24 protein-coding genes and 1 pseudogene are annotated in these 21,154 nt (G+C 70.8%); 4 read left to right on the top strand and 21 right to left on the bottom strand.

The genetic code is table 11. From position 1 onward, the window contains the following. Positions 1–232: 232 nt before the first annotated feature. Both ACZ5PB_RS11745 and ACZ5PB_RS11740 read right to left on the bottom strand, forming a co-directional pair. Positions 233–1,204, bottom strand: a complete 972-nt coding sequence (locus ACZ5PB_RS11745) for an MBL fold metallo-hydrolase (RefSeq protein ID WP_468690085.1) — start codon at positions 1,202–1,204, stop codon at positions 233–235. A 69-nt stretch (positions 1,205–1,273) separates the two neighbouring features. Continuing rightward, entirely contained in the window at positions 1,274–2,149 is an 876-nt protein-coding gene (locus ACZ5PB_RS11740) for an MmyB family transcriptional regulator (RefSeq protein WP_468690083.1), read from the bottom strand. Positions 2,150–2,418: 269 nt separating this feature from the next. Here ACZ5PB_RS11740 and ACZ5PB_RS11735 point away from each other — a divergent pair. From ACZ5PB_RS11735 to ACZ5PB_RS11720, 4 genes and pseudogenes are all read left to right on the top strand, one after another. Continuing rightward, positions 2,419–2,499 (top strand): annotated as a pseudogene (locus ACZ5PB_RS11735) (helix-turn-helix domain-containing protein); the annotation flags it as partial. A 459-nt stretch (positions 2,500–2,958) separates the two neighbouring features. Beyond that, positions 2,959–3,135 carry a hypothetical protein gene (locus ACZ5PB_RS11730; protein ID WP_468690294.1) on the top strand — a complete coding sequence of 59 codons (177 nt, stop codon included), beginning with the start codon at positions 2,959–2,961 and terminating at the stop codon, positions 3,133–3,135. 44 nt (positions 3,136–3,179) lie between these two features. Beyond that, entirely contained in the window at positions 3,180–3,884 is a 705-nt protein-coding gene (locus tag ACZ5PB_RS11725; protein ID WP_468690081.1) for a beta-ketoacyl-ACP reductase, read from the top strand. Between the two features lie 284 nt (positions 3,885–4,168). Beyond that, a complete protein-coding gene (locus tag ACZ5PB_RS11720; protein ID WP_468690079.1) occupies positions 4,169–5,413 on the top strand; it encodes a hypothetical protein in 1,245 nt (414 codons plus the stop codon). A gap of 107 nt (positions 5,414–5,520) precedes the next feature. On the opposite strand, the gene ACZ5PB_RS11715 is transcribed toward ACZ5PB_RS11720, so the two are convergent. The 19 genes from ACZ5PB_RS11715 to ACZ5PB_RS11625 all read right to left on the bottom strand — a co-directional run bounded on the left by ACZ5PB_RS11715 (position 5,521) and on the right by ACZ5PB_RS11625 (position 21,085). Continuing rightward, entirely contained in the window at positions 5,521–5,898 is a 378-nt protein-coding gene (locus tag ACZ5PB_RS11715; protein WP_468690077.1) for a hypothetical protein, read from the bottom strand. Continuing rightward, positions 5,891–6,886 carry a hypothetical protein gene (locus tag ACZ5PB_RS11710; protein ID WP_468690074.1) on the bottom strand — a complete coding sequence of 332 codons (996 nt, stop codon included), beginning with the start codon at positions 6,884–6,886 and terminating at the stop codon, positions 5,891–5,893. Before ACZ5PB_RS11710 ends, ACZ5PB_RS11715 begins: the two co-directional genes overlap by 8 nt. Beyond that, entirely contained in the window at positions 6,883–7,596 is a 714-nt protein-coding gene (locus ACZ5PB_RS11705; RefSeq protein WP_468690072.1) for an HNH endonuclease family protein, read from the bottom strand. Before ACZ5PB_RS11705 ends, ACZ5PB_RS11710 begins: the two co-directional genes overlap by 4 nt. Before the next feature lie 103 nt (positions 7,597–7,699). Beyond that, positions 7,700–8,677, bottom strand: coding sequence for a hypothetical protein (locus ACZ5PB_RS11700; RefSeq protein WP_468690070.1), 978 nt, complete (start codon positions 8,675–8,677; stop codon positions 7,700–7,702). 610 nt (positions 8,678–9,287) lie between these two features. After that, the gene (locus tag ACZ5PB_RS11695; protein WP_468690068.1) at positions 9,288–9,644 is read right to left on the bottom strand and encodes a hypothetical protein; all 357 of its coding nucleotides are present in this window, start codon (positions 9,642–9,644) and stop codon (positions 9,288–9,290) included. A 28-nt stretch (positions 9,645–9,672) separates the two neighbouring features. Beyond that, positions 9,673–10,071: a hypothetical protein gene (locus ACZ5PB_RS11690; protein ID WP_468690066.1), complete on the bottom strand. Its 399-nt coding sequence runs from the start codon at positions 10,069–10,071 to the stop codon at positions 9,673–9,675. Positions 10,072–10,188: 117 nt separating this feature from the next. Next, positions 10,189–10,578: a hypothetical protein gene (locus ACZ5PB_RS11685; RefSeq protein ID WP_468690065.1), complete on the bottom strand. Its 390-nt coding sequence runs from the start codon at positions 10,576–10,578 to the stop codon at positions 10,189–10,191. Positions 10,579–10,626: 48 nt separating this feature from the next. Then, the gene (locus ACZ5PB_RS11680) at positions 10,627–11,172 is read right to left on the bottom strand and encodes a TetR/AcrR family transcriptional regulator (RefSeq protein ID WP_468690063.1); all 546 of its coding nucleotides are present in this window, start codon (positions 11,170–11,172) and stop codon (positions 10,627–10,629) included. A gap of 206 nt (positions 11,173–11,378) precedes the next feature. Then, positions 11,379–11,783, bottom strand: a complete 405-nt coding sequence (locus ACZ5PB_RS11675; protein ID WP_468690061.1) for a hypothetical protein — start codon at positions 11,781–11,783, stop codon at positions 11,379–11,381. 65 nt (positions 11,784–11,848) lie between these two features. Further along, positions 11,849–12,307, bottom strand: coding sequence for a hypothetical protein (locus ACZ5PB_RS11670; RefSeq protein ID WP_358476147.1), 459 nt, complete (start codon positions 12,305–12,307; stop codon positions 11,849–11,851). 95 nt (positions 12,308–12,402) lie between these two features. After that, on the bottom strand, positions 12,403–14,148 hold the full coding sequence (locus ACZ5PB_RS11665; protein ID WP_468690059.1) for a hypothetical protein: 1,746 nt from the start codon (positions 14,146–14,148) through the stop codon (positions 12,403–12,405). A 237-nt stretch (positions 14,149–14,385) separates the two neighbouring features. Then, a complete protein-coding gene (locus ACZ5PB_RS11660; protein ID WP_468690057.1) occupies positions 14,386–15,048 on the bottom strand; it encodes a hypothetical protein in 663 nt (220 codons plus the stop codon). Between the two features lie 79 nt (positions 15,049–15,127). Then, positions 15,128–16,033, bottom strand: a complete 906-nt coding sequence (locus ACZ5PB_RS11655; protein ID WP_468690055.1) for a DNA methyltransferase family protein — start codon at positions 16,031–16,033, stop codon at positions 15,128–15,130. After that, positions 16,030–16,590, bottom strand: a complete 561-nt coding sequence (locus tag ACZ5PB_RS11650; RefSeq protein ID WP_468690053.1) for a hypothetical protein — start codon at positions 16,588–16,590, stop codon at positions 16,030–16,032. Before ACZ5PB_RS11650 ends, ACZ5PB_RS11655 begins: the two co-directional genes overlap by 4 nt. A gap of 349 nt (positions 16,591–16,939) precedes the next feature. Continuing rightward, positions 16,940–17,512, bottom strand: a complete 573-nt coding sequence (locus ACZ5PB_RS11645) for a hypothetical protein (RefSeq protein WP_468690051.1) — start codon at positions 17,510–17,512, stop codon at positions 16,940–16,942. 92 nt (positions 17,513–17,604) lie between these two features. After that, complete coding sequence (locus ACZ5PB_RS11640; RefSeq protein WP_468690049.1) at positions 17,605–18,549, bottom strand: Mom family adenine methylcarbamoylation protein; 945 nt, start codon at positions 18,547–18,549, stop codon at positions 17,605–17,607. Then, a complete protein-coding gene (locus ACZ5PB_RS11635; protein WP_468690047.1) occupies positions 18,546–19,679 on the bottom strand; it encodes a DUF6884 domain-containing protein in 1,134 nt (377 codons plus the stop codon). The genes ACZ5PB_RS11640 and ACZ5PB_RS11635 overlap by 4 nt, the downstream gene beginning before the upstream one ends. Next, positions 19,676–20,125 (bottom strand): hypothetical protein, encoded by a 450-nt coding sequence (locus tag ACZ5PB_RS11630; RefSeq protein ID WP_468690045.1) that lies wholly within the window; start codon positions 20,123–20,125, stop codon positions 19,676–19,678. The genes ACZ5PB_RS11635 and ACZ5PB_RS11630 overlap by 4 nt, the downstream gene beginning before the upstream one ends. Positions 20,126–20,392: 267 nt before the next feature. After that, positions 20,393–21,085 (bottom strand): hypothetical protein, encoded by a 693-nt coding sequence (locus ACZ5PB_RS11625; protein ID WP_468690043.1) that lies wholly within the window; start codon positions 21,083–21,085, stop codon positions 20,393–20,395. Positions 21,086–21,154: the final 69 nt, after the last annotated feature.

Genomic DNA, 21,154 nt, shown 5'->3' with positions numbered 1-21,154 from the left:
CAGCAACGCGTGCTGCTCGACCGCGCACGTCAATGGGCGTGGGAGTGCCCTCGGTGCCTGGGCGGCGCTCCCCCGTGCGTGCACGGCGCGCCGACGTCGGTAGTTGACCGGCCCGGGGAGCGTGGAGCAAGCTCTCACGCCACACAAGGCGGTTCATATTTCAATGACCGGAACGTGGCGGCCGCGCTGTTTCACGTGCCGGAATGGGCGCGGCGCGGCTACCAGGAGCGGATCAGAGCGGGTGCGGGCCGTTTGAGGAGCGGTCCCAGGCGATGCGTGCCGCGTGGTCCATCAGCTCCAGCAGGTCCGGGGCGGCGGAGTCCTGGTCGAGGTGGCGGTACTCGGTGCTGAGGGTGATGGCGAGCCGCTCGGCCAGGCCGAGGCCGGGGTAGCGGTCCTCCTTGATCAAGATGCGCGCCGCCTCGATGGCGGTCCGGCCCTGGCCGTGCATCAGGTAGGCCTGGTCCGCGAGGTCGTCGAGGTAAGCAACGTACTCGCGGAGGTCGGCCGGGGTCATGAGCGGGCCGTGGCCGGGGACGATCCACTCGGGATCCAGTTCCAAGATCTTCGTGCAGGCGGCGGAGACGCGTTCCAGCGGGCCGGCCCAGTGCGAGGGGTGGTCTCCCGCGAAGACGATGTCGCCGGCGAAGACCACGCGCTGCTCGGGCAGATGGACGATGAGGTCGCCGACCGTGTGGGCCGGACCGACCTCGTGCAGTTCCACGGGTACCTGGCCGACCGTGAGGTCGTGGCGTCCGGTGAACGTCGTGGTCGGCGGCAGGACCTGTATGCCGGCGAAGTCGAACTTGCCGAAGTGCTCCCGGAAGTACCAACCGAGCGGTTGGCCGGGGTCGGTGTCGTGGATGAGGGCCTGGAGTTGCTGGGGCTTCGGCTCCAGGCACTGGTGCTCGAGGGCTGCGTGAGTGGCGAACACCTCAGCGCCGGGCAGCTGCTCAAGGCCCCAGGTGTGGTCGCCGTTGGCGTGGGTGACGGCGACCCGGTCCAGCGGAACATCCGGGCCTGCGGCTGTGCGGACCGCGGTCAGGAAGGTGTCGGTCAGGGCGGGGGTGTAGGGCGTGTCGACGACGAGGGCCTGGCCCTCGGAGACGACGAGACCGCAGTTGGCCATGCCCCAGGTCGCCTTGTCGCCGGGCTGCCAGGCGAAGATGCCGGGGGTGATCTGCTTCAGGTCAGTGGTTGCCATGGGCATGCATTGTCGTGCCGCGGCCGCCCCGGGGGAAATCCCTCCTCCAGGGCGGTCGCGGGCGCGATGTCAGTGGTGGGGCACGAACGGGAGCAGGAAGAACCGGGCGCCCGGGCTGCCGAACGGCTGGGCGGCGCACATGGTGACGGTGCCCAATTGGGACGGTGCGTGCCGCTCACAGCAGCGGGTACGGAAGTCCTCGGTGCCGGGTGGGGTTACGTAGCCGGCGTGCCGCATCGGCCGCGCGTCGCCGTCGGGGTGGATGTACGCGAGGCTGTGGTCACGGTAGATAGGCCCCGCTACCGGGTCGTCGTTGACCTCTTTGTCGAGCAGCTGGAGATCCTCGTTCTCGGGGTGTGCGGCGACCGCCGTGCGCAACTGGGCCGCGACCTGCGGCGCCCATCGGGTGTCCCAGTCGACCAGGTGGTGCTCGCGTGCGTCCTCCCGCAGGAGCATCCACCGGATCAGGTTGCGCTCGGGCAGCTCCGGGGCCTCCCGCCCTTCGGGCTGCGGGAACATCCGCTTGAAGTCGTCGTTCGCGGCCAGCACGTTCCAGGCGACGTCGTTGATGTAACAGGGCTGACCCGAGATGCGGCTGACGGCTACCTGCCACGCCGGGTCGACGTTGGTCCCCGCGCATGGGTCCATGGGGAACGGGGGCTCGTAGCCGAGCGCGTAGACGTAGAGCACGTTCCTCTCGCGCTCGTTCATCTGCAGCACCGTGGCCACGTTGTCGAGGAACTCGGTGCTCGGCTGGGACGTGTTGCCGCGCTCGAACTCGGCGTAGGTCCTCTCTGTCACGAAAAGTGCCTGCGCCACCTGCGCCTGCGACAGTCCGCGCGAGCGCCGGCCCCGGCCCGTGCGCTTGGGCCAGCCGAGCTCGACGGGGTCTATCTGTCCGCGCTTCCATTGCAGCAGCTGCTGCAACGCCTCCTTCTGATTCAACTTTCAACCCTTCCCCGTGGTGCCATCCCCGTGCCGGCCTCGCGATATACCGGAAGCGCTCGCTCCTGAAATTCGAGGACCGGAAAATTCAGAGCCTGGTGAGCGAGATCTTGGCCAGGAAGAATCGGCCATTGGATCGAATCCGCGTTGTGGGAGACGCGAGGGTCCTCCACAACCGCGAGGGGGAGTTCGCGTTGCTGCAGCCTGTTTCCACCCCGTCCGACCAGGCCGACCATGCTGGTGGCGTCGGCGGAGCCGTGGGACGCACCATGGCGGTGCTCAGAGCGCTGATCAGCCTTGGGCCGGGTGAACACCCCCTGGCCTCGGTCGCCAAGTCCGCGGATCTTCCCGCAGCGACCGCCCACCGGTATCTGCAAGCCTTGACGCGGGAAGGTGCCGTGGAGCAGCTCGGGCCGCGTGCTGGCTACGCACTGGCTGACGCGCTGCACGGTCCCCCCTCGTCAACACCCTCCCAGCCCCTCCAGGCTGGCCGGTCCTCTCCTGCCGTGAGGGCCGAGATCGTCACACTACAGTCGAGAACTGGTCAGCTCGCATTTGTTTACCGACCGGACCTGATCGGCACTCCGATGAGGATCTGCGCGGAACGGGCATACGGGCCACATGTAGACGAGGTCCTTACATCGCCTCAGTTCGCTTTGCGGTCTCTTGAATCAGCGCCCCTTGAGTCTGACGCCGCCGGCCTGGCGATCTTCGCCTGTCTCGGATCGGTCGGCGGTAACAAGATCGACATTGCGCACATCCGTGAGGAAGGTCACGCGATCAGTCCGTCACCTCTGGCGGGTCGCACCATGATCGCGGCACCCATCTGGTACGGCTCAGCCGTCGCCGGATCCGTCGCGCTGCTGGCCAAGGACGCTCCCATGCGCCGGGCCACCACCCGCGCCCGGTACGTGGCCGCCGTGATGGACACCGCAGCGGCGATGAGCGGACACCTCACCCGGTCCGGCGCGCGCCGGGCCAGCTGATTGACTACAAACCCGCACGAAGCACTACAGAAAGGCGCCATCTCGTGTCCCGTTCCGTCCTGATCACCGGCGGCAACCGAGGCATAGGCCTCGCCATCGCCCGGCACCTCGCCGAGGCCGGCGACCGCGTCGCCATCACCTACCGCTCGGGCGAACCCCCCGAGGGCCTGCTCGCCGTCCGCTGCGACATCACCGACGCCGACCAGGTCGACGCCGCGTTCAAGGAGGTCGAGGCGCAGCAGGGCCCTGTCGAGGTCCTCGTCGCGAACGCCGGCATCACCAAGGACCAGCTCCTGATGCGCATGACCGAGGACGACTTCACCTCCGTCGTCGACGCCAACCTCACCGGCGCCTTCCGCGTCACCAAGCGCGCCTCGCGCGGCATGCTCCGAGCCAAGAAGGGCCGGGTCATCTTCATCTCCTCCGCCGTTGCCCTGCGCGGCGAGAGCGGCCAGGCCAACTACGCCGCCTCCAAGGCCGGCCTCGTCGGCTTCGCCCGCTCCATGGCCCGCGAGCTCGGCTCCCGCGGCATCACCTTCAACGTGGTCGCCCCCGGCCTCACCGAGACGTCCATGAGCGAGGCGCTGAGCGACGAACAGCTCGAGAACCTCAAGACTCAGATCCCGCTCGGCCGCCTTGCCCGCCCCGAGGAAATCGCCGCGACCGTCGCCTTCCTCGCCTCCGAGCAGGCCGCCTACATCACCGGGGCCGTGGTGCCCGTCGACGGCGGCGCCGGCATGGGCCACTGACCTTCGTGACCGCCGCATCCCTGGAGTCCGATGAACACATGACCTGACAGCAGGCAGTCCCCCGTGGGCTGCCCCGCGGCAGCAAGCCTCCGGTGTGTCCAGCACCTCGGCCCGCCTACCGCACCTCTGCCACCACCCGGCGAGTGTCCAGCTCGCCCGGTGAAGAACCCGGTCAGCAGACCGGGCAAACACCGCCCCAGCCAGGGCGGATCACCTTGGTTCCCGAAGAACCCAGCCCCACGAGAGGGGCTCGCGCATGCCCGAAAGGAGGGCGTGCCCTGCCCATGATGCAGCATGCCCACGCGCCGGTCCAAGCAGCCGCCGCTCCACCGTGCCCTCCGCACGGACAAAACCGAATATCCCCGAACAGCCGGTTCATCCCGATCTGTCCACGCTCGGATCAGGAGATCGGCACGACCGCGTCCCGGCGCACCCGGCGCGGCGACTTCCTGCGCGCCGCCACCTGGGCCATCACCCACCGTCTGCACCCCAAAGCCGGCGACACCACGCTGCGCGTCGCCCGCGACCTCGCCGCCCGCCTGAACGCCGACGGGCACGTCGCCTACTGCCGCGACACCATGTGGCGCCGCCTCGGCATCAGCCGGCGCACCTTGGAGCGGCACATCGCCGTCCTGCGCGAACTCGGCCTCCTCGTGTGGGCCGTCCACGGAACCCGGACCAACACCCGCCCTGCCGGAAGCGGCGAATGGGCCGGCACCGCCACCATCTACGCCGCCGTCGTCCCACGCGCCTGGGACGACTCCCTCGGCCACCGCGTACGCGGCCACGGCTACCACGCCCGGCACATCGGATTCACCGACCACGGACGCCAGCTGGCCATCGCCGACGCCCGCCGACGCACCCGCCCATCCCGCCGCCGTGACACCCCTTCCTGTAAGACCAACCACCCACGTCCTACAGCTGAGATGAGAGGGAAGAAGAACAACACCAGCGCACCCCGCGGCGCGCGGCCGCAGTCTCGCCGCCGGCACGACGTACCCGAGCCCTACCGGGCCACTCCCGACCAGGCCGCCCACGCCATCTCGGTCGCCGCCTTCGTACGCCCCCGGGTGCCCTGGACCCAGGGCGAAGGCCTGCGCCGCCTCGCCTTCGCCCTGCGGCCCTGGATCGCCGCCGGCCTCTCCGCGGCCGACCTCGCCGCCGATCTGTCGGTCTGGCGCGTTCCCAGACGCCCGGCCTCCCCGGCCAGCATGATCATGGCCCGCTGGAACGAGACCGCCAGCTCCGACGAGCCCGCTGCCGCCCCCGACAGCGGCGAGGACACGCCTACCGGGGTTCCACCCAACGCCGCCTTCCTCGCCGCCATGGACACCATCCGGGCCCGCCTCACCAGCCTGCCGCCGCCCGTCGAGCCGGAGCCTGACCCGCCCGGCTTCGTCATCCGCGACCGGATCCTCGCCTCGCTCGCGCAGGCAGACCGGACCCGCCGGGCGCGCACCGCCGAGCAGTGCCTCACCTTCTCCGAGTGGGAGGCCGTCTGCGACGCCAGGGAACGAGCCCCCTGGTGACCCCGCCCCGGCCCAGGCCACACACGTACGGCACGCACCAGGCCACGGCGCCGATGGCGAACCCGACCGCGAAGCTCTCGAACCTGAACACGGCGTTCCCTTCCCGTTCAAGACGACCCCTCCGCCGGAACTGCCGCGGGTACGGACTCCTCGACGGCCTCCCCCTGCGCCTCGCCGTCGGCGCCGCGTCGGCGCGTGCGCACGACTGCCCGCACCGACCGGAACAGGGCACGGACCAGCCGCCACAGGCCGACCGCACCGCAGCCGACCGCCGCGCCGCTGGCGCCCAGGCGCGCGGAGGTCTCCAACCACCCCGGCCAATGCAGGTAGCCCAGCGTCAGCGACGTGCCGATCAGGCTCAGGCTGAGCACCATCAGGACGCTGCTGTGCCCGATCACCCCCCAGGTGCGCTTCAGTTCGGCGTAGGCATCCGGGTTCGTCTCCCGCCACGGGATGCGCCGGTCGGCCCGCTCGTACTCACTCATCGCTCTCTCCGCTCCTTACAGGCTGAGTTCGGTCGTCGTGAGCCCTGCCCAGGACCTCCTGGGCATGGAGCAGTCCCTCTCCCAGCTCCTCCAGTTCCAGCCGTGCGTCGTCCAGCAGTTGCCGGGGCAGCAGCCCTTCCGGCAGCGCCGGCCTGGCCGGCACCACGGCCGCGCGGTCGTCTCGGATCGCCGACTCCACCGCTTCCTCCCGCCGTCCGACCTCGACGGCCTGTTCGACCAGGAGCGCGAGCGACTGCGCGTATCCCAGGAGAAGGGCACGGGCTTCCCCGTCGTCCGCCGCCAGCGGCACCAGGCCGGCCGCGTCCCACACCAGCCGCGGCAGCACCGCCGCCGCGCGCGCCAGCTCGTAGTGCCCGCTGCGCTCGGCGAGCTTGCGCAGGCGCTGCTCGTCGGCCAGCAGCCGGAAGAAGACCGCCGCGTACTCCTCGCCGTTCTCGATCACGCGCACGCGGCGCCGGGTGAGGCTCCGGACGGCCGCCGGCAGTCCGGCGGCCGCGGCCACGCCGACAGCGCCGGCCGCGAGGAGACCGGTGGTCGCCGGCAGCAGGGAGGTCGCCGGGCCCAGAGCGGCGAAGGCGGCCAGGGTGAACATCGCGGTCCGGCCGACCGGGAGAGGGCGGGGAAGCTCCAGGCCCCCCAGCATCCAGATGTACTGGGGAGGGCGACGTCCCCATACGCTTCGGCACACCCAGCGCCCCAGCCGGTGCTGCTCCGGGTCGAAGACACCCGCCTCGCGCAGCCCACCCTCGGGATGCGGCCCGAAGATGTCCCAGCGCAGCCAGCCGCCCCGGGTCCGCTCCCGTATCAGCAGCAGCGCCTCCATGGCGGCCCGCTCGGCGGCCGGAGCCGAGATCTGCCCGGCCAGCCCGGCACGCACGGCGTGATGGAGCCTGGCGGCCTCCCGGACGGCGTGGGTCCACCGGTCCTGGTCGGCGCCGAAGGGCTGCGGCTGCGCGGCCGGCCTCATCGCCGACCCGCCTCGGCCGGGCAGGATTCCAACGCGGTGCGCAGCGCCGACTTCTCCGCCGGCGTGACCGACAGGCGGTACTTGGTCTTCACGCGGACCTGCGCGGTCGCGTACCAGCAGTGGGCCTCGGCCCGCGGAGGCATCCACGCGGCGGCGTCCTTGGCGCCCTTGCCAGCGTTCGTCGGACCACCCGTGGCAATCAGATTCTCGGGGTCATTCGCGTAGTTCAGCCTCTGCTCGGCACTCAGCTCCCGAGCCCCCGACTGCCACCCGAGCGCGAGGGGCACAATGTGGTCGATCTGCACGGCCCTGGACGTACCGGGGCCGCGCTTGAAGTCGATCGTCCGGCCCGTGTACCGGTCGTGCAGAACGCCAGAGAGAACAGTGCAGCCGTCCTCGGCCCGGACGACGTCGTCCAAGTCGCGGGCCAGGACATCCTGACGCGTCGGACATGAATTCCGCGACATCTCGACCGTGCCGGCATCGCTCCACGCCGGTCCGAAGGCGTCGCGGCTGTAGCCGGTGAGAGGAATCTGCGCCCGCACCACCAGGGCATTCAGCTGGCTCAGCGCGGATCCGCCTCCGGCAGCAGCCGGAGCGTGAGCGGGCGCGGCATCGGCCGTGGAACCGGGGACGGTGAGCGGGCCGCAGGCGGAGGCAGCGACCGCTCCGGCGAGCACGAGGCCAGCGGCCAGGAGGCGAGGGGCCATGTAAGGGAGTCCTGTTCGGGTCGGAGAAGGCACCGTTCACCTGCTACAGGTGTGGCCGAGGCCGCCGGTGTGACACTCCGCCCGAACTTTCTGCGGGCTCCCTTCAGCCGAGCGTGCCCTCGAAGGTGGCCTTCGAGCCGCCAGCGTCGACTGCCTCGACCGTCACCGGGCCGCCGACGGCCGTCCCCGGGACGCGGAAGGAGACCATCTGCGTGGCGGTGCGGTACGGGGCGATCGCGGCGTCGCGGTACCCGTACACCGGACGGATGGTGGCGGCCAGGTGCAGGTCCTGGCCCGTCAGGATCCGCAGGGTGGTGCCCAGGCCGGGCATCGGGTCTCCGGACCGGTTGACCACGCTGAGCTCCAGGCTCCCGGTGCGCGAGGCGCCCTCCCCGCTCACGGTCACCTTGCCCACGCGCACGTGGCCGTTCCACTGCCCCAGCGACGTGACCGACTGCCCGGCCGGCGCGCCCTGCGGCACCTGCGGGTCCGGGGCGGCGGCACTGCCCGGCAGGGCGCCCTCGAAGAACAGCAGCTCCGGCTCGGCGAGCCCCTCCTCGGTCGCCTCCACGGTCACCGTGACCGGCAGGCCCTGAGCCTGGTCGGGAAGCACGAGCTTCACGTCCCTGTCCACGGACCCGTTGGGGCGCACCTGCTGCGGGTCGTCCTCGGCGGAGGCCGTGCTGCCGTCGCCGGCCTCGGCAACCGTGCGCCCGAGAGCGCCGTAGCGGGCGGTGACGGCGGTTCGCGGCGCTGTCGCGATCTGCGCCCGCTGGTTGGCCACGGTCACCCGTGCCGTGTACGCGCTCGAGCCGGCCGGCACGCCGGGCACGGCTCCGGCCGGCAGTCGCTCGAAGCCCTGCAGCGTCACCGTCCACGCCCCGTCACCGACTGCCAGCGGCGTTCCCGGCTTCACAATGCCGTCCGGCAGCATCGTGGTGGGCGACGGCCGTGCGGAGGGCGTGCTGCTCGCCGCCTGCCTGTCGGCCTTGGGCTCGCTGTCGGAGCCGGCGCAGCCGGAGATCAGGAACGCGCCGGCCAGGAGCATGGTCGGAAGGGTGTGGCGCGGGCGCACGGACATGGCTTCCCCCTTGTCAGATACCGGATCTCGGTCGAGGGGGATCATGCCAAAACGTGTCCGGCCGGGACCGGACACGTTGGGGGAGCCGCCTGATTCAGGCCGCTCGTCGCCTGCGGTGCATCGACGAAGGTTCAGCCCTGCGCCGCTGCCCGGAACGGGCCGAGGTGTTCCCACGCTGACGCGGGGCGTGTCCTACTGCCGGCGGCGGTCAGGGGCTGAAGACGACGGATACGGCGTCTCCTGAAGCCAGGGCGGCGGCTGGTGACCTGCTGTCCGAAGTGCCATCGCATCGGGCCGTCGTACCCAGGTCTAGTCCGCATGCCTGAAGGGCATGGTGGACGCGCGCTGGGAGAGCATCAGCGCCCGGGCGCTCCTCAGGTGCCACGGCGATCTTGAGGATGACCTCCTCGTTGGAGACCCACGTTTCTGCATCCCCCACCATGGGCAAGCCCGGGCAGTCCTCGGCGTGGCGCAGACCTGCGTTTCGCAGAGCGTTTCGCACGTCGACGAGGGAGGGGGCGTCACTTGCAGCGGTCATCGGTAACTCCGTTCCTGGCGTTGAGACCGTATCGAACTCGCCGGTGCCCGGTCTGTGTTTCGGCAGGGCGACTCACAGCGTGATGGGGATGGGGACCAGGAAGTACTCCGTTTCGCCGATGCGCACGCGGAGAGGGTGTCCCGGCAAGAGGTTGAACAGCTTCTGGTGCACGGTCGCCGGTGAGTTCTCAACGGACAAGGCAGGTCCCAGCGCTGTACGGACGGCGGCGCGGGAGGTGTCGGACAGCGGGTTGCGCTCCGCGATCTCCGCGCACTGGTCGAGCTGGGCGTCGGTCAGGTCGGGCCCGAGGCCCTGGCGGAGGGCCTCGACGGCGACGGCCGGGGCCAGGACTGCCCGGTTGTGGTCGCGGCAGACGTGGCCGGGCGTGCCGTGGGGCTGGAAGTGACGGGCGGTGCCGATGGAGGTCAAGGGGACTCCCGAGAGTAGGACGGTGGCGTCAGTGCACGCGGATCGTCGCGGTTTCGGCGACGGTCAGGACGTGCGCGGGGAGTACCGGGCGGCCTTCGACCATCGCCCGGTACATGCGGTGCACGCCGTCGATCAGCAGGCCAGCCGGGCCGCTCTCGAACTCCAGGGTGGCGATGATCACCGGCTGGTCGAGGTCGGTGCGCATGGCGTGTTCGACGCTGAAGTGGGACTGGTCCGGGCCGAAGATCGGGCACCAGGACGGGCCGTCGTAGTCCGGCCTGAGCAGGCTCAGGTGGTAGGCGGCTGACCAGTCGGCTACGGAGGTCTGCACGACGGACCGGGGCCGCTCCTCCAGGAGGCTCATGGCCCGGTCGATGTCGAACACCCAGCCTCCGTACTTGAACATCTGGCCGGAAGGAGTGGTCATGGTTCCTCGCTGACGGGTCGCGGATCGGTGATGGGAAGGGTTGGCCTGCACGGGCTGGCGTGCACGGGGGCCGGTTGGACGCCGCCCCGCAGCGGGCTCGGGGCGGCGAGGGCTGGTTCAGTGCGTGGCGAGCGGGATGACCAGGACTCCGACGTGAGGCAAGGTCATCTCCGTCAGCAGCCGAGCGGCCTTGCCACCAGGGCTGCTTGGATCCCTGCGGTCCAGACGTATGGAGCCGCGGTGGGGGCCGCGTGCCGGGTAGAGGTACACCGTGCTATCCGGCGAGTTGCGCTCGAAGACGCTGACGGCGGCGTAGGCGAACCCCCCGAGGTTCGGGTAGTGCTCGGCGACGGCCTGAGACATGGCGGTGACGAGCGCGGGGCTCGGTGTGGCGATGGAGAGGGGAAGCGGGGTGCGACGCGGCCGGATGCGCAGCACCAGGGCGCGGAGCAGGACGCTGAGGACGCCGAGGCCGAAGCCGATGGCGAGCGAGGCTGGCTGGATCACGGTGGTTCTCCCTGGAGTGGCGGCCTGGGCGGTGGCGGAGCGTGGGTACTAGGCGGTGGTGGCCACGACGGCGTGTACGAGGCGTGCGAGTCCCTGGCGCCGCTGGTCCTTGCTCAGCCCGCGGACGTTCCCGGCGTTCTCGTGTCCGGCGGCGGCCGCGAACCCGGTGACGAGGGCGTGGACCAGTTCCTTGCTCTCCGCGCTGGATGTCGTGGACTGGGCGGCCGCCGTGAGGACCTTGAGGACGGGCCCCGTGTTCGCGTAGTAAGCCTTGACGAAGCGGGGCTCCCCTTCGGCCGCGAGGGCGTTCAACACCCGCATGACCGGCAGGTGATTGCTCCAGCCGTCGAGCACGGCCTCCACGAGCCGGATGGCACCGGCCAGACCGTCCGAGGTCCAGGAGCCGTCCGCGAAGTCGTCGAGCGCTGCCGTCGTCTCCTTGACCAGGAGCCGCGACGCTTCGAGGACGACGCCCTCGACGTCGGGGAAGTACTGGTAGAACGTCGCGGGCGACGTCCCCACCTGCTTGGCGATGTCCACGACCCTGACCTCGCGGTAGGACCGGGTGGCGAGGAGCTCGATCGTTGCGTCCATGAGCTTCTGCCGGGTCCGGAGGCCGCGCTCACTGGGCACTCGGCGATCGGAGGTGCGGGTGCGGGTCACGACACGGGTGGGCACAGTCGTCTCCTGAACTGGAGGAAGAAGAAGGGAGTGGTTCGGGTCTGGGCGGTTGCGCCGGACCCGACGTGCCATCACATTACACATTGAATGCCCAATGCGCAACACGCTTGGGGGGTAGCTCAGCAGTCCCCTCTCTCGACCTGCGCTCGCGCTGCCCTGGCGGCCGCATCCCCGGACTCGGCGTGGAAGGTGTCGACCCACCGGCTGAAGCGAAACTCGTCGCCGTCGAGTTCGACAGCGGACGGGGCGTGCTCGCCGGGAACGACACCGGCGATCAGCAGCGCGTCGGCGTGGTCGTACTTCAGACCGAAGACCGTGAACACCTCTGCTGAGCCAGGCGGTTGGACCTGCGCTGGGGGCCCGTCCAGGTCCAGGCCGAGGTCAGCGAACATCTCCTCCACGGCGCCGGCGAGCTCCGCGGCCGCTGGCCTGCGCCCGGGATCGGCGTCGCGGAGAGAGCACCAGACGCGGAACAGGGACGCCACTGCCGAGCCGCTCGTGGTGGCGGGGTCGAAGTGCAGCACGAGGTCTCCTCGGGGGTCTTGGGGAAGGGCGTGCCGGGATCACCGGCACGGAGCGGGGTGGCTTGTTACGCATCGGGCTGCGGCGTCTTGGGGGCCCGGGCGGACATGCAGTGTGCGAGGGAGTGCAGGCCGGCGAACGTCGTCCCTGCGGCCAAGGCCAGGTAGTCCGCTGCTCGTCCGCGCAGGACGAGGAGGTCGCCGTGGCCGCTCAGCAGCACGGTGCACACGGCGAAGGCACACGTCACCAAGGCGGCGTCCAGAGCAGCTGCGACAGCGCCCCACGCCCTTCGGGCGGAGGCCGCGGCCTTGCGCTCATCCCGCCTGCGGAGGGCGTTGCGGGCTCGGCGCTGGGCGAGCCCGCGCGTTTGGACGACGAGGACGGCGAGCGGGACGACGAACAGCCACATCAGGGGCTGCTCCATCAAGAGTCCGCAGCCGGCGAGCAGAGCCACCAGGCCGTAGACGGTGTGGAGCGGCGCGCAGCGGTGCTGCTGGGCGGCGCGGGGACGGGGGTGGTCGGACATGGTTCTCCCTGGCTGAAGACGGCGGGGTCTGTGTGACGTCGCACGGGCGGGGGGCCTGTGGCCGGGCGGTAGGCCCACCCGGCCACAGGCGACTGCTAGGCGTTGGCACCGCTCCGGCGCGGCGCGGAGGGACGGAGACGGACGCGGCGCAGCCGGTCGGACCATGGAGCGTCGACGGGGCCGACGGGGTGCTCGGGGATGGTGATCTCGTAGTGCGGGCAGCTACCGGCCTTCTCCGTTTCCAGCGCGGCGTGGAGGTGGGAGTTCGGGCACTGCTGCCGCTCGTGCTCGTCCCTCCAGTAACGGACCGTCAGCGTGCGGCCGGTTCCGCCCTCGCGCGGTGCGCTCGGCTGCTGCTCCCGGAAGCGCTCACCCGCGTCCGGGTCCACCCACCAGTTCTCGACCCGGCCGGAGTCGGAGATGCCCCGCCGCCGCTCGGCCTCACGCTTGCTGGGCTTGAGCTGGTGGACTTGGTGGGCCAGGACCCGCACCGTGGACCGCTTGTGCTGGGTCAGCAGCTCCCACAGCGCCCGCACGTGGCGGAGCATCAACTCCTGGTTGCCCTGGCGGCCCCATCCGCTCCGGTACCGCTCAGGGGCGTCCGGGTTGCGAAGGCGGGTCTCGGGATCCAGGATCTCGCCGGGGCGCGCCAGAAGGGTCTCGTACGGCGAGAACGGCAGTGACAGCAGCGCCTCGTCGCACGTCAGAGCAGTGACCCACGTCCAGGGGGCGTCATCGCACGGGGTCTCCACCGGCTCCAGAAGCCGGTCGGGCCGCAGAAGGAACCAGCCTTCCTCAGCCCGGGGCGACCACGGGCCCCACACGTAGCCGATGATGCGTCGGCCGTTGGGCAGAGCGAGAGGGGCGTCCAGGAACAGCATCCCGCGCGAGGAGGGAAGGTGGGCGGGATCGAACGGGGTCGTCTTCTTCTCCGCCCGCCGCACGACGCGGCGCAGCGCCATCTGCCCGAGGGAGTCGCCGATCTGGAAGAGGCGGGCGGAGGCGGCTCGGTCGGCTTCCTGCCGCATCTGCGTCACCACGGCCGCCTCCAGACCGTCCGGATGCCCGTAGGGCGCGAGCCGTTCACGCTCGCGGCGGTAGACCTCCGTCTTCGCCCGGGCCCATTCCAGGCTCTGCCTGTGGGCCTCCACATAACGGCGCCGCCAGGTACGAATGCGGTGCTCGTCGGGGGTGTTCCAGGCCTCGTCGTCCGTGCGGGTGAGGCTGCGCCCCGGTGCGGCCTCCCCGGGGACCAGCCCCAGCTCGCGGAACCGGTGGATCTCGTCGTCGATGTCGCCGACGAAGTCCGGCGTGTCCAAGATCGTCCGCTGGTGCCTGTCGTCCGGATCGAGCGCCCACTCCATGCCCGCGAGCTGGGCGAATACTGCTCGCAGCGTCTGCTCGTCCGCAGTTTTCAGGAAGTCGACCACGAGCATCTGCACCGTGTTCGGATACGCGTCGGTCCCCGCGAAGCGCAGCATGCGCTTGACGAACCCGCCGCCCGGGCCGCGCTGCATGCCGGAGAGCTCCAGCAGGTGATCCGCCACCCGCTGGTCACCCAGTGCCGCGTTCGCCAGGTGGTCGTACATCTGCCGGAAGACGGCCAACTCTTCTTCCTCGGCGAGGATGGCGTCGATGGCGCCCCGCACCCGCTCGAAGGATGCCGAGGGAACCTCAGCCGGGACCGGCGGCTGGACCGTCTGCCTGACAGCGCTGTGCAGATCCCGGTAGAGCTTCAGCTGGAGCTCGGTGAGGATGAGGATGTCGTTCGGCGCGACCGGGGTTCGCTTGGCGGCCCGTGCCGCGATCGCCAAGAGCTCGGATTCCGACAGCTCGGGCATGTTCGGGTACATGTCATCCCTATCTGGATGCGAGGAGTTGGAGGTCGCGGGCATCAAGCACCGGGCGACACAACGACAGTACATATTGAAAACCCAATACGCAACATCGAAGTTGTCGGTGCGATCCGAGACCGATGGGCCGGCGGGAGCGCGTGTCCAAGTGCTCCCGCCACGACCGTCCTCAGGTCAGTCCAGGTAGTCGGCCACCAGCGCGGCGAAGGACCGACGCTGTGCTTTCTAGGACGCGTCCTGGTCCCTGGCCCGGTTCTCGAAGCGGTGCAGCACGTGCGGGGCGATGAGGTCGGCACCGCCGTCGTCCCAGCGAACGGCCTGGAAGGCGTACGCGGCGGCACCGTCCGCCATACCGAAGGTGTACCCGGAGCGTTCCGTCCCCCGGGCCCGCATGATCACATGTGTCCCGTCCGCGTAGTAGGTGAGCGCGGGATCGAACATGGTCGCGGGGCTGGTCACGTCCGATGCCAGAGGGCGGGCCCGGAGCATGATGTCGGCGACCTTGTCGTCGTCGACCCCGGGAATGTTCAGGCGCCGGTCGGGTTCGACTCTCCAGGACAAGCCGGGGAACAGGCGGGACACCTGCGTGCGGACCCACTGCCACGCCTCGTCAGAGGCCTCCTCGGTGGGCTCGTTCGCGGAGGAGTGCCAGCCCTCGGCACAGTCAGCGCCCTGCGCGCCGAGGAGGTCCATGACCTCGGCGCGGGTGATCTCGGCCGGCAGGCCGGTGCCGGCCTGCCAGCGGTGGACGTAGCGGTGAAACAGCTGGAGGGCCAGGGACTCACCGTCCAGGTGGTGGGCGTAGACGATCCGCAGGACCGTCCCGTGCCCCTCGGGGTCGGGGACCACGGTGGCGATGGCGGGCGGCGGCGCGGTGTTGATGGCCATACGAAGGGCTCCTTTTCGAGCAGGGGGAAGTGGGGGGAGAACCGCGGCCGGCCGCGAGGCGGCACGGCCGCCGGACGGGTCAGGAGGGCGGAACGGACTGCCACGGCCAGAACGGCGGGCGGGTCCTGGTGGGGTACAGCACGGGCCGCGCCTCCTGCTCGGCGACGGCCCGGGCGGCGCGCTCCCGTACGGCCTCCTCCAGGAGGCGGGAGTGCCTCAGGGCGTCGCCACAGGAGACAGTCACCTGCCGTCCCAGGCGCCACAGTTGGGCGTTCACGGCGCAGCAAGCGGCGTTGAGCGGGTCGAGGTCGTTCAGCCACCAGCGGTAGGCGGCCGGGTCGGTGCCGAGGAACCGCATCGTGGCGGCGGCAGATCGGGCCATCGTCCCCGTTCCGGCGGACGGCTCGAGAAACAGGTCCCCGGGCCGGCGGTCGGAAGACAACACCACGTCGCCCATGAAGTCGGTAGCGACGGCCGGGGTGAAGAACTCGCCGGTCGACTGCCGTTCGCTGTAGCTGCGCATGCGAGTGATGAGCAGGCCAAGGACATCGTCCGACTGGGCGCGGGCGATGTCGGAGCAGTACTCCAGCAGCCCTGCGCGTACGAGGACCCGGGCGTAGTCGGACAGGCCCTGGACGTCGGAGTCGGCGGGGCGGGAGAGCCAGTCGTGGAGGGGGCGAGCGGCTTCGGTCAGGTCCGGGTCGTAGGTCCAGAACGAGTTCCAGCACGCGCGAAGCGCGTCAACGAGTTGTGCGTCGTCGAGGGGAAGCAGGAGAGGGCCGTAGTCCGGGCCCTCCGCCCGCGAAGGGGCGGAGAGGGCGAGCGAGGCGAGGGTGCCCACCGCGACGGCGCGGCCGCTGGAACCTCCGCGGTTGGTCACCCACCAGGCGTGCGCGGCATCGGCGATGGCGTGGGCGTGGTCCCGCCCGCTTTCCGGCGCCATGGCGCGGCGCATTCCGGCGGGCGGGATGCCGTACAGGGTCACGCCGCGCTCCTGGGCCCCTGCGTGATGAGGCGGTCGAGCTCGGCGACGAACGGCGGAAGGAGGGTCCGCTTGCCGCCGCCCGGGCGCCGGGAGCCGAAGGGGCGCAGTGTCCCGGGGTGGCCACTGGGCTGGAAGTCGCTGTCGACGATCCAGGTCCGGTCTCCAGGCATCCGGGACAGGCGGTAGGCGGCCCTGTTGAGCAGCGCGCTGTGCTCGAAGAGGAGGAGTTCGGCGTACCAGCCGGTGACGGCTCCGGCCTGGCGCTCCTCCAGGATCGGCACGATGCCGGTGTGCTCCACGGGGTTGTCCTCGTCCGGGACGGTGGTGGTGAACGTCTGGGCGGCGTGCAGCGGGGCCAGGACGCGTTCCGCAGCCTGGTGCGCCTCGGGGTAGCCGATCGGGTCGGCGATCAGGCAACGTCCGGCGAGGGAGAGTGGGTCGTGGGAGGCGGAGGCGGGGAGGCTCAGTGGAGCGAGCTCTCGCAACAGCGCCTCGTGTCCGAGGGTTGCGAGGTACCAGTGCTGCTGGGCACGTGTGTCCGGGGGCATGGTGTCCATGGGTCTCTTCCTGTGTGGTGGGCGCCGGCCGGTGGTCCGCGTCCAGCCGGGGGCAAATGCAGGCGTGCGGTGTGGCGGCGCGGCCGGCCGCAGTGAAGTCCGACCAGGGGCGATCTCGAACCTGCGGGCGAGGTCGAATCCCCATGCGGCTGTGGGGCTCGGTGCTTCACCGCTCTCGTCTGGGCATGTAGAGGCCGCTCTGGGCCTCGGCGGTGGCCTCGTTGCGGGCGACGTCGAGGGGGTGTTCCGGCCGTGCGGGAGACGGCGGCTGTAGAGGCTGAGGAAGGCGTTACGGCCCCACCGGGAGCGGAGCGCGGTCACCAATGCCGCGCTTCGCTCGCGGCGCGGTTCAGACGGGCGACGGCCCGGCCTCCTCGTCCTCGGCCTTGAGGACTTCGAAGTAGGCGTGGGCGCTGTCGATCATGCCGGGGACGTCGCACCCGAAGGACTCCGCCGCGTCCATGAGCGCCGCGAGCATGGCGGCCTCGCGTTCAGCACCAGCGGCGGCGACGGCGCACAGGACGTCGAGCTTTACGGGGTACGCCTCGCTGCGGAGCCCCTCGGCGGCCTGGTGGAGCTCGTAGGGGGTGACCCGCTCGTCCGTCAGGCAGAAGACCTGGGCGATCAGATCGCCGATCACGCGATCGGCGCTCTCCTGGTCGTCCACCACCTGCTCACAGGGGTCGCCGAAAACGTTCCGGGCCATGGCCTCGGCTGCCAGCACACCCAGCCGTACCCGCTCGGCCAGCTCGGGAACGGGCAACAGGGCCTTGGGCGCCTGCCTGCTGTACGCCCTCAGCGCCTCGCGGGCCCACTCGGCTCGGTCTGCGAGGGTGCATTCGCGTGCGGGGGTCATGTTGACGCCGGATTCGAGCGCTGCGGCGAAGCGAGCAGCCTTGCGCTCGGGGAGGGGCTTGTCCACGGTCGTTCCTCTGGGTGAGGTTCCAAGATGGTGGTGTGTGAGAGCGAAGGTGCCGCTCGATCACATCCACAACAATACATATTGAAAACCCATTACACAACATTCTGCTTGTGAGGCCAGGCGTCTGCCCACTTCGGGTACGGGAGTGCGGGCATGCCGAACACCGCTCTGGACCGCTCGGCCCGAGTACGGCCAACCGGCAGGACATAGCGATGAGTTCCGGGGTGCCGCTGGCGCCGGGCTCCGATCTGCTCCAGTGCGGCGGCCAGCCAGGCTCGGCGGTCGGCTCCCGCAGGGCGCTCCGAGGCGCCCAGGGCGACGATGCGCCGCTCGAACCCGTCGGCACCGCGGTCTCCGGTGACGAACTTCGCGATCGACCGCGCCGGGAGCACCTGGCCATCCGGCAGCACGGTGACCGTCCTCGCCGCGCTGCGGCCCGTGTAGACCGCGGAAAGAGCCTGGTAGATGATCCCGAGATGCCCCCGGGGCGAGCCGGTCGTGCGCCCGTCCGGCAGGGTCCGCAGCCGTGCGACAGGATCTGCGTAGGTGACCACTCCCCGGACACCGTGGCCGGCGGCCAGACGCAGGGCGCCGGCCACCGCGAAGCTCTCGCCGTTGCTCGCCACCGACGGGGACAAGCACACCCTGGACATCTCCAGAGCCTCCCTGTACGGCTCCAACGAAGGGAACGCCTTGGTCAGAGCACGACGGCTCATCGGGACGCCCAGGACGACGACCCCCACCAGCAGCTGACCGTCGACCACCTGCCCGCCTTCACCCGTTGCGGCCTGGAGGTCCAGCAGCCCGAACCGGTGGACGGCCGCCGGCCACCCCGCCAAGTAGTGATTGGCCTGGATGTACTCCCGGGCCGGCGCTTCCGCCAGCTCGACCACTTCGTAGCGCCGCCGGTCGAAGCCACCCTGCGAAGTGTGACGCCACGTCGGCACACCGCCGTTCCACCGCTGAGCCCAGCCATCGGCGCGGCCGGCGGCCATGGACTCCCACTGCGCCGGAGGCGGTGCGAGCGGCGCGCTCACCGCTCCTGCCTGGCTGCGGCCCGGGCGGCGAGACGGATCTGGGAAAGGCGCTGCTTCATCTCGCCAATGCCAGCGGCTCCGGCGAGTGGGGCATCGAGGGCCGGCCATGACTGCCGTGCGAGGGCGACGTACTTGCTCCCGGCCAGCACCGTCACATCCGCCGATTCGATGCCGCGGGCCCGGACCTGCGCCTGCACGAAGTCCGCGCTGACGCTGCCGGGGTCCCCTACCGTGATGTCGTACGGGTCGATCTCCGTGGACAGGTCGAGAAGCCCGTGGGCGGCGGACAGGATGTAGAGCCGGCCGCCGTCCTGGAGCAGGGCCTTGGCCGTCTCCCTGCAGGAGCCGTGGAAGGTGCCGACATACATGGCCCCAGCGGTCACGCGGCGGTCCTGCTTGGCCTTTCCGCAGCCGACGACGACGATCCGGAACCTGCCCGCGCCCTCGACGCGGGCCCGCTGCCAGCCGTCCTCGGTCAGCGCCCCGCCCCAGACGTCCAGCTGCTCTCGCGTAGCCTCCCGTCCGCGAAGCACATCACGGCTCTGGTCCAGGCCGACGTAGCCTGCGCCGGCGAGAGCCTCCAGGGTCCGCAGGTTGACGGACTTGGGCAGCAGTCCGAGCGGGTCCTTGGCTCCGGCGAGGAGGGCGCGGCGCTGCGCTGGGGTGATCCGGGGTGTCGAGGCTGCGACCGCATGCGGCCGGCCCGGGCTGCGGGGCGTCCTGCCCGAAGGGGAGGCGCCCGCGGCGCTCGTGTACGGGTGGGTGGTCATCGTGCTCCTTGGGGTGGGGCCGTCGCTCGGCCGGGCGTGCGCCCAGCGGGCGGGCAGCGTGGTGTCGCCGGATTCCTCGCGGCGCTGGTCTTCCAGGTCGGCGGCGCGCACGCGTCGGACATGCCACTGCTCGGCGGTGTGTCCGCTCGGCCGCCGGCACCGCTGTTGCGGCACGGCTCCGCACGAGCGGCAGGGCAGGGAGCCCGGGCAGGTGTCGCCGAGGTCTTCGCCGTCGCAGGAGGCACAGGGCTGCGCCGTGGTCGGCAGTGCGCGCCCGGCGACGTCGACGAGGAGACCCGCGGCGCGCCAGGCGCGCCCCTGCGCCTTCGTCGACGGTGGCCCAAACTTCTGGCGGCTCATGCCCTGCCTGCCTCGGCTGCCGGGTCGGCGCGTGCGAAGGACTCACCATCGGGCCAGATCGCGACGATCTCGTGGTGCGAGAGGAACTTCCGTGCGACCGGGCCCGGCTCCGCGGTGAGCAGCAGCGCTCGGCGGGCCGGGCCGAAGAACCGCGCGCAGTCGCTGAGCACTCCGAGCGCTGCGATGAGCGCGAGGTAGTGGGAACGGTGGCAGGCCATCACCAGCTCGTGGGCGGTCGCGTCGAAGAGATCAGTGGACGCCAGGACGGGATCGGTGACGACACGGTGCCGCTGGACCTGGTGCCCTTGAGACGTCAGATGAAAGAGATATGCGGTCAGGACCGCGTTCTCCGAGCGGTCGGCCTCCTCGTCGTTGACCCGGCCGGGTTGGGGTCGGGAGGGGTCGGAAAAGGCCAGGTTGGCGACGTGCGGACGGTCGATGGTCATCGTGCGGGACTTTCAGGGTTGGGCGAGGACGCGGCCGCCCGCCGGGCGCGCAGCGGCCTGGGGATTGGGGGGCGCTCAGCGGGACAGGGGCGCCTAGAGGAGCCGCTCCCGTGCGACGGGCAGGCGAACATGGGCCGATGCGGTGGCGAGCATGAGCTCAGCGGCCGTCGGCGGGCCTGGAACGGGAGAACGAGCGCGAGCAGGTGCGGCGGTGCGGGCACAGCCTGCCCGGTTGGGTGATGGGCAGGCCGTGCCCGTCAGCTTCGATCAGCGCTCGATGGCGCCTTCCGAAGGCAGCGGCGACCAGTCGAGCTTCGAGTACCGCCGACCGATCTCATGTGCGGAGTACGTGACCGGACACCGGCCCTTCTCGCGCACGGTGACGACGACTCCGTCTGGAGTCTCCGCGAGCCCGTCGACCCAGACGTACTGGAAGTACCCGCCGGCCGCGCTGTAGTGCATGAGGCGGTCCCCGGGGCCAACGGGGGCCTGGACTGTGCCGCCGGTGTACCGCTTGTAGGGCACGAGGACCTGCGGGACCCCTTTCGGCACGGCCAGAGCACGATCGGTCAGCCTGTCGGTCACGTGCTCCCTGATCAGCGGGTACAGGCTCCGGGGCGGTGGGTTCTCCTCCGCGAGCGCCAGGAAGGCCAGCCGCAGCCCTTCGTCGTCCTGGGCAGGCGGGGCCTTGCGGCGGTCGGCAAGGGCGACGACGCCTTCGGCGTACTGGTAGGCCATGCATTCGCGGTGCAACTGCGCCGAGGCAGGGGAGCTTGCCGCGATGCACGCAGGACAGGACAGCGGGGAGTCGGTCAGGCGTGCCGGGTCGAGTTTCTCGTAGGGGCGGACGACCGAGTACCGGCCCGCCTCGCAGGCCAGGTCAACCAGGAAGCCGGTGTGGCTGTTGAGCAGGCCCTCATGAACGGTGCCGTCGTGGCCGGTGAGGTTCTTGTGGTCCATCTTGTCTCCACCTCTCCAGGGGGGAAGTGGTGTCCTCGCCTTCGGAGTACGCGTCGGGTGGCAGCTGAT

The sequence above is a fragment of the Streptomyces sp. NPDC032721 genome (assembly GCF_055579625.1).
Note: the sequence above shows the minus strand (reverse complement) of the source record. Positions and strands in the feature narration are given on the sequence as shown.